Source organism: Occallatibacter sp. (genome assembly GCF_049510455.1).
Taxonomy (GTDB): domain Bacteria; phylum Acidobacteriota; class Terriglobia; order Terriglobales; family Acidobacteriaceae; genus Telmatobacter.
This window is the reverse complement of sequence record NZ_JBEKYX010000120.1, coordinates 1-10372: the sequence shown is the minus strand read 5'-3', so window position 1 is coordinate 10372 and position 10372 is coordinate 1. Positions and strand designations below refer to the sequence as shown.

Genomic DNA, 10372 nt, shown 5'->3' with positions numbered 1-10372 from the left:
CGAGCCACTGAAGAACTCTGGAAGGAAATCGGCAAACTCCTCGATACCATCACCGCCGAAGAATGCGCGAACTATTTTGCCTCGTCCGGATATGTAAGCACTTAAATTGAAAATGCTCTAGTAAAGCATAAATGGGGTTAATTGCATGCAAAGTTTCTGAAGGAGGTGGGGTTACGAAAGGGTGGTGGACTTTGGTAATGGGGAGAGACAGGGACAAGGGACAAGGGATATAGGGACCAGGGCAGTTCTCCTCTTGCTGTGGAGCGATCCCAGCCTGGCCACTAAAACAAATACGCGGCCTCGTTTTATCTACAACCGTTGCCCTGATCCCCGCCTCATCCCAACTCTGTCCCCCGTCTCTCTTTCCCCACTGCCGCCATCATGCCCGCCAAAACAAACGCGCATCCAGCCATCAGCGCCATCGCTGTTGCATAGCCCGTTCGCTTGGCATACACAGTCAGAATGAATGGAGCCAGGCTCGCCAGTACCCCGCCGCACTGGTATGCAAACCCCGGCAAAGTAGCCCTGACTTTATTCGGTGTCAGTTCCGCCAGGTGTGCCGGAATCACTCCCCACGCCCCCTGCACCGCAAACTGAATCAAAAACGCGCCACAAATCAGCAACGCCAGGTTTGGCGCATACGCCCACAGCGGAATCACCAGCAACCCCAGCACAAACGCGCCAATAATCGCCACTCGTCGCCCGCGCCGGTCGGACAAATACCCCATCACAATCCCGCCTAAAATGGCGCCCACCTGGCTGATCGCCGTGATGCCGGCCCGTTGGGACGCTCCTATTCCCCAGTTCCGTTGCAGAAATGTCGGATACATATCCTGCGTTCCGTGGCTGGCAAACAACATCATCGTCATAAACGCCAGCAGATATAGAAACAGCTTCCAGTTCCGCGCGATCTCTGTAAATTGCGCGCCCCAGTCCGGCTTCGCAGCCGCCGTCGTTCGTTCCCAAACCGCGCTCTCGCGTACCCCGAATGCAATGTAAATCACCAGCGGAATCGCGGGCAGGCTCGATAGAATAAACAGCCATCGCCATCCCAGCCCATGCAGAAACAGGTACAGAATTCCCGCCAGCACATTTCCCGCTGCGTATCCCTCTTGCAGCACGCCGCTCAGAATCCCTCTATGCTTTGTGGGCGCCGCCTCCATCGCCATGCTGGTGCCCACGCCCCATGTTCCGCCCATCACAATGCCAAAGAGCGCGCGAATCACCAGCAGGGAAATATAATTCGGCGCGATCCCCGTCAGAATCCCCGCCAGCGCATACGCGCTCATGTTGATCATCAGCGGCTTTTTGCGCCCATACCGGTCCGCCAGCAGCCCGAAGAGAAATCCTCCCACGGGCCGACCCAGCATGGTCATCGTGATGAGGACTGCCATCTGGGTGTCTGTCTTGTGAAACTCCGCCCCCATGCTGGTCAGCGTAAAAGTCACCAGGAAGAAGTCGAAGGCATCCAGCAGCCAGCTTGAAAAGCCCGCGAAGACCGCCGGCGGGTGCGAAGTCGAGATCGGTTCGGAGGAGGAATTTGGCCCAATCGGCATTGGTCCTCACCCTACCAGACTGTCTATTGAAAAGGGAATTGGCACGTACGCTTAAGGTTTATCGTGCCGCTTCCACCAAGCCAGCGCACTCCCCAAATCCAATCCGCGGCAGCCCTGGCCGCTTCGCATACGCGCGCAGAATCACCCGGTCTCCGTCTTCCAGGAACGTGCGCTCTTCGCCCGTCGCCAGTCGTAACGCATTCACGCGATGCCGCATTTCAAGCAGGCATCCCTCCGATCCCTCATCCGGCCCCGATATAGTTCCCGTCGCCAGTAGATCGCCAACACGCAGGTTGCATCCGTTGCTTGTATGGTGCGTAAGAAGTTGCGCAAGGCTCCAGTACAGGTCTCGCAGATTTCCGCGGCTGATCCGCTCCGGCTCCATGCCCGCTTCCCGCATGGCTCGCGTTTCCAGATGCGTTTCCACGGTGAGGTCGATACCATCCCGCTCCTCACTTGCGCTCCGCAAGTACGCAAGCGGCGCGGGAGCTCCCTCCGCGCGTTTGCGAACCGGAATACGATACGGAGCCAGCGCCTCCAGCGGCACAATCCACGGTGAAATCGTCGTCGCAAAACTCTTCGCCAGGAACGGCCCGAGCGGCTGGTATTCCCACGCCTGCATATCGCGCGCCGACCAGTCGTTTACCAGGCAAAGCCCAAAGATATGCCGCTCCGCGTCATCGATTGCGACCGAATCTCCGAGCCGATTTCCCGGTCCTACAAACATGCCGACTTCAAGCTCATAGTCCAGCGACTTTGCGGGGCCAAAAACAGGCGCGCCATCGCCGGCCTTCGTCTGCCCGCAAGGGCGGCGAATCCCGGTTCCGCTCAGTACCACCGAGGAAGCGCGTCCGTGATAGCCAATCGGCACGTATTTGTAATTGGGCAAGAGAGGGTTGTCAGGACGGAAGAGTTTCCCTACGCGCGTGGCATGGTCAATCGATGCGTAGAAGTCGGTGTAATCGCCGATTCGCGCAGGCATCTGCATCTCTGCCTCGTTCATCGGTACGAGCGCAGCTTCTGTCTTTTGGCGTGTCTCATCGCTTGCATGCTCCGCGTCCAGAAGATATGTCGCGCGTGCATGCAACTGTTGCCACGCATCCGGCCCAAGTTCCATCAGCGCATTCAGCGTCTCCATCCGGCACGCGTATTCAATCTCTTCCGGCAATTGCGCAAGTAAGCCATTGGCCGTGCATGCGAATAAATCAAGAATCCGGTCGCCGATGGCAATGCCGATATGCGTCTGGCCACGGTAGCGAAAGGCTCCATACGGCAAATTCTGAATAGGGAAATCCGAACCAGGATCATTCGCTGAGGCAAGCCAGCTTTTCAAAGCCATCCCAACGCCTCCATATCCCGTACCGGCTCAATGAAGGAGCAAGTGCCAATGCTTTTGAGAAAGCCAGTGCGAACTTCGCGCAACTCTGCTACGCTCCAATCCCAATCGTGCCAGCGAATCGAATGTTCCGTGACACGAAATGCCAGCAAATCCTCTTCCTCAAGAATGTGCGTCACGTCATCCTCTTCGCCGCCAAACCAAACCAGCGCCGCCGCGCACAGCAGGTTCATAAAACCATGCATCGTACCGCGTTCACTGTCCTGGTGATACGTAAACGGATATCGCCCCCGCATCGCATGATGCAATCCAGCTGTCGCCTTGAACGCTAGTCCGCGCTTGAAAAGCTCGTTCAGCATTGCTGCGATATGTGCCGCTGTGGGGAATGCATCCGCAACCACGCCGCCCATTCTCAGCTTGGCATGCAGTCCCGCCTCCGCAACCGCATCGGCTACATCCAGATTTCGCAAGTCCATAGGCAGCTCGACATAGGCATCAATTCCCGCAGGGAGCTTGCTCTTCCAACGCTCCACCTGGCTCCTATCGGCAGCTTTCATCTCCATCATCCTGATCGGCATTCCTTGATCCAGATGCCGCTCAATTGCTTCCAGGTCTTCATCCGTCGCAATCACGCTTAGTTGCAGATCTCGCACGTCATCGCGAAGCGCATCCTGAAGGGCACTGAGATCCTTCGCGCTCACTACCATACAATTCAGCACGTATGCATGAGGGCATTGTCGATACTCCCGGTAAGCTCGCACCGCCGCATCGAGCCCCAACCCTGCCGGCGGAAACATCCCGGCATAATCGAACAGGCCCTTCAGCGCGCAATCCATTGCGACAGGCTCGGTCTTCCTCACCGCGTTACCTCGCCTTGAATTGCTTCTTCAGCCCTTGCCAGCATTCGAAGTACTCATGCTGCAGCAGGCTCGTCCGCATCGCAAACTCCGTTGGCCGCACCACAAGCTGCGTCTCAAACATGAATGCTAGTGTATTCGCCAGGTATTGCGGCTTCAACTCTGCATTGCCGGCGCGCTCAAACGTCTCCGCATCGGGCCCATGCCCCGCCATACAGGCATGCAGGCTTGCGCCGCCGGGCACAAATCCCTCTGCTTTCGCATCGTAAGCGCCCGTTACCAGCCCCATGAACTCATTCATCATGTTGCGATGAAACCACGGCGGACGGAAGGTATGCTCCGCCACCATCCAGCGCGGCGGAAAAATCACGAAGTCGCAATTCGCCGTTCCCGCAATCGCAGACGGCGCGCTCAGCACCGTGTAAATCGACGGATCGGGATGATCGAACGACACCGTGTTAATACAGTTAAACCGTGCAAGGTCGTACTTGTACGGCGCATAGTTTCCATGCCACGCTACCACATCCAGCGGCGAGTGATCGATCTGCGCCGACCACAACCGTCCCAGGAACTTTGCCGTGATGTGAAAGTCGCCATCGCGATCTTCATACGCAGCCACAGGAGCCTGAAAGTCGCGAGCATTCGCCAGTCCATTCGCACCAATCGGTCCCAGGTCCGGCAGGCGGAACGGCAGTCCATAGTTCTCGCAGATGTACCCGCGCGCTTCCTTCTCCAACAGCACCACGCGATACTTTACACCACGCGGAATTACGCAAATCTCACCGGACGCAACATCCAGAATTCCCAACTCCGTATGGATTCGCAGCTTGCCCATCTGCGGCACAATCAGAAATTCGCCGTCCGCGCTATAGAAAAACCGGTCCTGCATCGACGCATTTGCGGCATACAGATGAATCGCCAGACCGGCCTGCATGGCTGGATCGCCATTGCCGCCGAGCGTCACAATGCCATCCACAAAATCCGTCGCTTTTGCCGGCATTGGTAGCGGATTCCAGCGCAGTTGATTCGGAGTCGTCGGCACTTCGTGAAACGGCCCGCTGCGAATCATCCCCATCGCAATCTCTTCGTATGGTTTGTGCGTTACAGAAGGCCGAATGCGATAGGTCCAGGTCCTGCGGTTGGTGGCGCGCGGCGCGGTAAACGGCGTCCCGCTGAACTGCTCCGTGTACAGTCCAAGCGGATGCTTCTGCGGAGCATTCTGCCCAACCGGCAATCCTCCAGCCACGGCTTCGGTTGCAAATTCATTTCCAAATCCAGATTGATACTGAATTTCTTCTGCCATCATTATCCTCTCGCGCCACTTTTCACAACGTGCCGTGCATGGCCCGCTTTTCCGCTTCGTGCATCGCTTCGTAAATCTGATCAAAGCTGTCCACGGCAAATAGAAGCTTGTGCAGTTCATCCACCTTGACTGGCGTTTGCAGCACTTCATCCAGTGAGAAATCGCGAATCGCACACTGTCCGTTCGTCACATTTCTGCATTCGCCCTGAGAGCTGATGATTCCGCTGCCATACACCTTGATTTCGCCGCGTTGCCGGATCACTCCAAACTCCACCGTGTACCAGAAAATCCTTCCCAGCTTTTCCAGCACCGCGTCATCCTCTATCGCTGCGCAAACGCGCCCATAGCGTTCCAGAAAGCTCGCAAATACCGCATGTGCATGCATGGGTACATGACCAAAAACATCGTGAAAGATGTCCGGTTCCGGAGTATATTCCAGTGAATCCCTGCTGCGCAGCCACGTGGTTGTGGGAAAGCGCCGCGTCGAGAGCATCTCAAAGAATGCGGGCGCAGGAAGAAACCCGCTCACTGGCGTTGAGTTCCATCCGGTTCGCGGCTCCAGCCGCGCACTGATCGAGCCCAGATGCGGCAGGCAATCGCGCTGCAGCCCGATAATCTCGAACCCATCGAGATATTCGAGCGCCGCGTGCTTTTCAAGCTCCGGATACACGCGCTCCACAAGCTCCGCCCACACCGCATGGTGCTCTTGTGTATACGCCGCATAGTCTTGTTGAATCAGATAAGGCTCCGCTGCAGAAAGCATCTCCGTGCGCATCGCACTCCTCCCCTAACATGAAATTCGGACACGAAAGTTCCGACACGAATTTCCGTGCACTACTACAGGTTTCCGCGTGCCTGTTGCTCGCGTTCAATGGACTCAAACAGCGCCTTGAAGTTGCCTTTGCCGAAACTCCGGCTTCCGCGCCGCTGAATAATCTCGAAGAACAACGTTGGCCTGTCTTCCACCGGACGCGTAAAGATCTGCAGCATGTATCCTTCATCGTCACGATCGACAAGAATCCCCAGTTCTTCCAGCTTGTCCACCGGCTCGTCAATTTTTCCCACTCGATTCTGCAGCTCCGTATAGTAGGTATGCGGCACACGCAGAAATTCCACTCCCTGATCGTGCAGCAGGCTCACCGTGCGCAGAATGTCATCGGTGGCCAGTGCAATATGCTGCACGCCCGGCCCCGGAAAGAAGTCCAGATACTCTTCTATCTGCGATTTCTTTTTTCCCTCCGCGGGCTCGTTGATCGGAAATTTGATGTACCCGTTGTCGTTCGCCATCACCTTCGACATCAGCGCCGAGTACTCGGTTGAAATATCTTTATCGTCAAAGTGCTGGTAGAGCGAGAAGCCCATCACTCGGCCATAAAACTCCACCCACTTGTTCATCTCGTGCCAGCCTACGTTGCCCACCATGTGGTCAATGTGCAAGAGGCCGGTGGGCCTCGCCACTGTATCGCTCTCGATCGCGCGGTATCCGGGCAAAAACGGCCCGGTGTAATTCTTCCGCTCCACAAAGGTATGGATCGTATCGCCATAAGTGCGAATGCTCGACATCACAACGGAGCCGTGCTCGTCCGTCAGCACGCTTGGCTCCTCTGCATTGATCGCCCCGCGAAGGACCGTCTCATGCCATGCGCTGCGCGCATCGTCCACCCAAAGGGCGACTACCTTGACCGCATCTCCATGACGATGGATATGCTGCGCAATCGGATGGCTGCAGTTCAGCGGCGTCGTAAACACAAATCGAATCTTGCCCTGCTGCACCACATAAGAGGCGCGGTCGCGCTGCCCCGTCTCCGGCCCCGCATACGCCACCAGGCTCATGCCAAACGCCGTGCGATAGAAGTACGCAGCCTGCCGAGCATTGCCTACATAAAACTCAACGTGGTCCGTACCCTTGAGCGGAAGAAAATCCTTCTTCGCTGTCGTCTGGGCGGATGCAAGATGTCCGGGAAAATCCGTCCATACAGGACGCTGCGCAGTGCTCATTCCAAACCTCCTCGCCGTGCCACATGGAGAAATGTGGCGATTTTATTGGCGCCGCAAAAAGCCTAGCCCTGCCGCATAGCCCCGGAGAATGGAGATTCAAAGAAAAAGTGCCTGTGGAACTTTGCAATCGTAGGTATAAGTGTTAGGTTGCTTAAGGATTACTCTCATGAGTCACCGAGCTATTGCCAATACGATCGACCTCGACCCAATTGCCTGGAAAATCCTCGAGGCCCTGCAACATGACGCGCGCCTTTCCTTCGCCGAGCTTGGCCGCAAAGCAGGCTTATCCGCGCCCGCGGCTGCTGAGCGCGTACACCGTCTGGAAGAAGCCGGCGTCATCACCGGCTATCATGCCTCGCTCAACATGGCCAGGCTGGGCATGCCCATCCACGTCATCGTGCGGCTCACTATCAACGGCGGTGACGTGCAGGTCACCCGCACCGTGGCTGCAATTAAAGAACTCACAGAGGTCAGCCGCTGTCACCGCATTACAGGCGCGGAATCGTTCGTTATTGAGGCTGACGTCGTTTCCATCGGCCACCTTGAAGCGCTCATCGACAAGCTGAACGCTCTCGGCGCAACATCCACTTCCACGGTCCTCTCCACGCCGGTCAAACGCCGCGAGTACCGCGCCGCGCAAATTGAGGCCTTCAACCGGTACGGCTGATCTAGTTGACCTATGCTTTCTTGCACTTGCGATGACGTACTGTCGCGGGATTTATCATAGAATCATGAGCCAGCCAGCCCCAAAACCAGCAGTGATTCTCCTCAGCGGCGGCCTGGATTCAGCCACCGTTCTGGCCATCGCCCGCAGCCGGGGTTTTGCGCCCTACGCGCTCTCATTTGCCTACGGCCAGCGCCACAGCATTGAGCTGGATGCCGCCCGCCGGGTCGCCGAATCGCTCGGCGCCGTCGAACACCGCATCGCGCAGATCGACCTCCGCGCCTTCGGCGGCTCTGCTCTTACCGCCGAGATCGACGTGCCCAAAAATCGCGCCGCCGATGAGATGGAGCACGGCATCCCCATCACCTACGTTCCGGCCCGCAACACCATATTTCTTTCCTTCGCCCTCGCCTGGGCGGAGGTGCTCGGTTCCTCAGATGTTTTTCTCGGCGTAAATGCCCTCGATTACAGCGGCTACCCTGACTGTCGCCCTGAGTACATCACGGCCTTTGAGGCCATGGCCAACCTGGCCACCCGGGCCGGTGTCGAAGGAGCGCAGAAGCTCAAAATCCATGCTCCGCTCCTTGAGATGACCAAAGCGGAAATCATTCGCACCGGGCTGTCGCTCGGCGTAAATTATGCGCTTACCAGCAGTTGCTACGATCCCGCGCCCGACGGCACTCCCTGCGGCTCCTGCGACTCCTGCATCTTGCGCCAGAAGGGCTTCCGAGAAAACGGAATTAAAGACCCGCTCCGTTACACAGCGACAGAAGCAACGGCGCAGGTCATTCGATGAGCTATGCGGTCAAGGAAATCTTCTACACCCTCCAGGGTGAGGGCGCGCAAGCAGGTCGTGCCGCCGTATTCTGCCGATTTTCCGGCTGCAATCTCTGGTCTGGCCGCGAAAGTGACCGTTCCTCAGCAGTTTGCCAATTCTGTGACACCGATTTTTTCGGCATAGACGGCACCGGGGGTGGAAAATTTGACTCTGCCGATGTGCTGGCCGATGCGATTGCCCGAGAATGGAGCGCCAAAGACGCTGGCGGCAAGCCTTTCGTCGTCTGCACCGGCGGCGAGCCGCTTCTGCAGCTCGATGAGCCACTGATTGCTGCGCTTCATGACTGCGGCTTCGAAATCGCAGTTGAAACCAACGGCACCATCGCCGCGCCCGCAGGCCTCGACTGGATCTGCGTCAGCCCCAAGGCTGGGGCGGAGCTGGTGCAAACAAGCGGCCACGAGATCAAGCTCGTCTACCCGCAGGCAGCCGCGCAGCCCGAGGCATTTGAAGGCCTGGCCTTCCGGCACTTCTTCCTGCAGCCCTTGGACGGCCCCGTTCGCGATGCAAATGTCGCCGCGGCCATCCGTTATTGCATGGAGCATCCGCGCTGGCGTCTGAGCCTTCAAACACACAAAATGGTAGGCATACGGTAGGGAAGGGAAATGGAGATTTTCAAAGAGTTTTCGATTGAGTCGGCCCACTGGCTGCCGAACGTGCCGGAGGGCCACAAGTGCCGCCGCTTGCATGGCCACAGCTTTCATATCGAAATCCATGTTGCAGGATCGCTTGATGCCAAGCTCGGCTGGGTGATGGACTTCGCCGATCTCAAGGCCGCCTTTCAGCCCATCGAAGACCAGCTCGATCACCGCTGTCTCAACGATATTGCCGGGCTGGAAAACCCTACCAGCGAAAATCTGGCTCGTTGGATATGGCAGCATCTTAAGCCTGAGCTTGCCGCACTGAGCCAGGTCGTGGTTCGCGAAACCTGTACCAGCGGCTGCATTTACCGCGGAGATTAGGGCTTATGTCGATACCGCGTAGCTGACGCGCTCGAAGGGCTGCGGCACTTTGACAGACGCCATGCCCGCTGCCGTGGCTGCTTCAATGCCTAACTCCGTATCTTCAAAGACCAGGCAATCCTCCGGCGCTATGCCGAGCCGCTCGGCTGCCAGCAGAAAGCAATCCGGCGCAGGTTTCCCGCGCTTGTAGTCATCGGCGCAGACCAGTGTCTCAAATTTGTCGATCAGCCCTGTAATCTCCAGCGAGCTCTCGACGGAGTCGCGCCTGCTCCCCGAGGCTACCGCAAAGGGAATCTTCCCGTACATGGCATCAATATGCTCCACCACTTCGGGAATGGCCTTAAGCTGAGGCAGCAGATCGAAGTAAAGATTCTCCTTGCGGATAGCCACCTCTTCGACAGGCATGTTGAGGCCCTGCTGCTCATTCAGCAGGCTGATAATCTCGCGTATCGGTCTTCCGCCCCACGAGTAGAACAGCTCTTCTTCATAAGTACAGCCCCATTCAGCCAAGGCTTCTTTCCAGGCAATGTAGTGCAGAGGCATGGAATCGACGACAGTCCCGTCGCAATCAAAGAGATAGGCGCGAAAGGCACCATCGGGAATTTGCAGCTTCAAAATCAGAGCTCCTGACCTCTATCGTAGCAGTGAATGATCGCGGAACCTGAGTAGCTGAATTTCCGGAATTGAACATGCTTTTGCGGTCCAATATGCAGACCGATACAGGCTTTTGACGTGCCGCATCGTGTCTGTTACCTTGTAGATGGACAATTCAAAAGTTCGTCACTCCTCAGTAGCTCAATGGCAGAGCATTCGGCTGTTAACCGAAGGGTTGTAGGTTCGAGTCCTACCTGAGGAGCCAAT

General features: G+C 57.1%; 11 protein-coding genes and 1 tRNA gene. 5 read left to right on the top strand and 7 right to left on the bottom strand.

Features of this window, described 5'->3' with window-relative positions; translation table 11 throughout:
• Nucleotides 1-335 precede the first annotated feature (335 nt).
• From ABSG47_RS18290 to hppD, 6 genes are all read right to left on the bottom strand, one after another.
• On the bottom strand, nt 336-1556 hold the full coding sequence (locus ABSG47_RS18290; protein ID WP_424171191.1) for an MFS transporter: 1221 nt from the start codon (nt 1554-1556) through the stop codon (nt 336-338).
• A gap of 58 nt (nt 1557-1614) precedes the next feature.
• On the bottom strand, nt 1615-2895 hold the full coding sequence (gene fahA / locus ABSG47_RS18285) for a fumarylacetoacetase (protein ID WP_424171189.1): 1281 nt from the start codon (nt 2893-2895) through the stop codon (nt 1615-1617).
• Complete coding sequence (locus tag ABSG47_RS18280) at nt 2886-3752, bottom strand: hypothetical protein (RefSeq protein ID WP_424171187.1); 867 nt, start codon at nt 3750-3752, stop codon at nt 2886-2888. The genes fahA and ABSG47_RS18280 overlap by 10 nt, the downstream gene beginning before the upstream one ends.
• A gap of 4 nt (nt 3753-3756) precedes the next feature.
• Nucleotides 3757-5055: a homogentisate 1,2-dioxygenase gene (gene hmgA / locus ABSG47_RS18275; RefSeq protein ID WP_424171185.1), complete on the bottom strand. Its 1299-nt coding sequence runs from the start codon at nt 5053-5055 to the stop codon at nt 3757-3759.
• Nucleotides 5056-5074: 19 nt separating this feature from the next.
• A complete protein-coding gene (locus ABSG47_RS18270) occupies nt 5075-5827 on the bottom strand; it encodes a phenylalanine 4-monooxygenase (protein WP_424171183.1) in 753 nt (250 codons plus the stop codon).
• A gap of 62 nt (nt 5828-5889) precedes the next feature.
• The gene (gene hppD / locus ABSG47_RS18265; protein WP_424171181.1) at nt 5890-7050 is read right to left on the bottom strand and encodes a 4-hydroxyphenylpyruvate dioxygenase; all 1161 of its coding nucleotides are present in this window, start codon (nt 7048-7050) and stop codon (nt 5890-5892) included.
• 166 nt (nt 7051-7216) lie between these two features.
• Here hppD and ABSG47_RS18260 point away from each other — a divergent pair, with 166 nt between their 5' ends.
• The 4 genes from ABSG47_RS18260 (at nt 7217) to queD (ending at nt 9511) form a co-directional block, all read left to right on the top strand.
• Nucleotides 7217-7717, top strand: a complete 501-nt coding sequence (locus ABSG47_RS18260) for an Lrp/AsnC family transcriptional regulator (protein ID WP_424171179.1) — start codon at nt 7217-7219, stop codon at nt 7715-7717.
• A gap of 64 nt (nt 7718-7781) precedes the next feature.
• On the top strand, nt 7782-8510 hold the full coding sequence (gene queC, locus ABSG47_RS18255; protein WP_424171177.1) for a 7-cyano-7-deazaguanine synthase QueC: 729 nt from the start codon (nt 7782-7784) through the stop codon (nt 8508-8510).
• The gene (gene queE, locus ABSG47_RS18250) at nt 8507-9145 is read left to right on the top strand and encodes a 7-carboxy-7-deazaguanine synthase (RefSeq protein ID WP_424171175.1); all 639 of its coding nucleotides are present in this window, start codon (nt 8507-8509) and stop codon (nt 9143-9145) included. Before queC ends, queE begins: the two co-directional genes overlap by 4 nt.
• 9 nt (nt 9146-9154) lie before the next feature.
• Nucleotides 9155-9511, top strand: coding sequence for a 6-carboxytetrahydropterin synthase QueD (queD, locus tag ABSG47_RS18245; protein ID WP_424171173.1), 357 nt, complete (start codon nt 9155-9157; stop codon nt 9509-9511).
• Nucleotides 9512-9514: 3 nt separating this feature from the next.
• On the opposite strand, the gene ABSG47_RS18240 is transcribed toward queD, so the two are convergent.
• Nucleotides 9515-10126, bottom strand: a complete 612-nt coding sequence (locus ABSG47_RS18240) for an HAD family hydrolase (protein WP_424171171.1) — start codon at nt 10124-10126, stop codon at nt 9515-9517.
• A gap of 169 nt (nt 10127-10295) precedes the next feature.
• On the opposite strand from ABSG47_RS18240, the gene ABSG47_RS18235 reads away from it, so the two are divergent.
• Nucleotides 10296-10370, top strand: a tRNA-Asn gene (locus tag ABSG47_RS18235).
• Nucleotides 10371-10372: the final 2 nt, after the last annotated feature.

Excerpts from the sequence above, each read along its gene's own strand:
- ABSG47_RS18290 (WP_424171191.1), bottom strand. The coding sequence starts at position 1,556 with ATGCCGATTGGGCCAAATTCCTCCTCCGAACCGATCTCGACTTCGCAC.
- fahA (WP_424171189.1), bottom strand. The coding sequence starts at position 2,895 with ATGGCTTTGAAAAGCTGGCTTGCCTCAGCGAATGATCCTGGTTCGGAT.
- hmgA (WP_424171185.1), bottom strand. The coding sequence starts at position 5,055 with ATGATGGCAGAAGAAATTCAGTATCAATCTGGATTTGGAAATGAATTT.
- ABSG47_RS18270 (WP_424171183.1), bottom strand. The coding sequence starts at position 5,827 with ATGCGCACGGAGATGCTTTCTGCAGCGGAGCCTTATCTGATTCAACAA.
- hppD (WP_424171181.1), bottom strand. The coding sequence starts at position 7,050 with ATGAGCACTGCGCAGCGTCCTGTATGGACGGATTTTCCCGGACATCTT.
- ABSG47_RS18260 (WP_424171179.1), top strand. The coding sequence starts at position 7,217 with ATGAGTCACCGAGCTATTGCCAATACGATCGACCTCGACCCAATTGCC.
- queC (WP_424171177.1), top strand. The coding sequence starts at position 7,782 with ATGAGCCAGCCAGCCCCAAAACCAGCAGTGATTCTCCTCAGCGGCGGC.
- queE (WP_424171175.1), top strand. The coding sequence starts at position 8,507 with ATGAGCTATGCGGTCAAGGAAATCTTCTACACCCTCCAGGGTGAGGGC.
- queD (WP_424171173.1), top strand. The coding sequence starts at position 9,155 with ATGGAGATTTTCAAAGAGTTTTCGATTGAGTCGGCCCACTGGCTGCCG.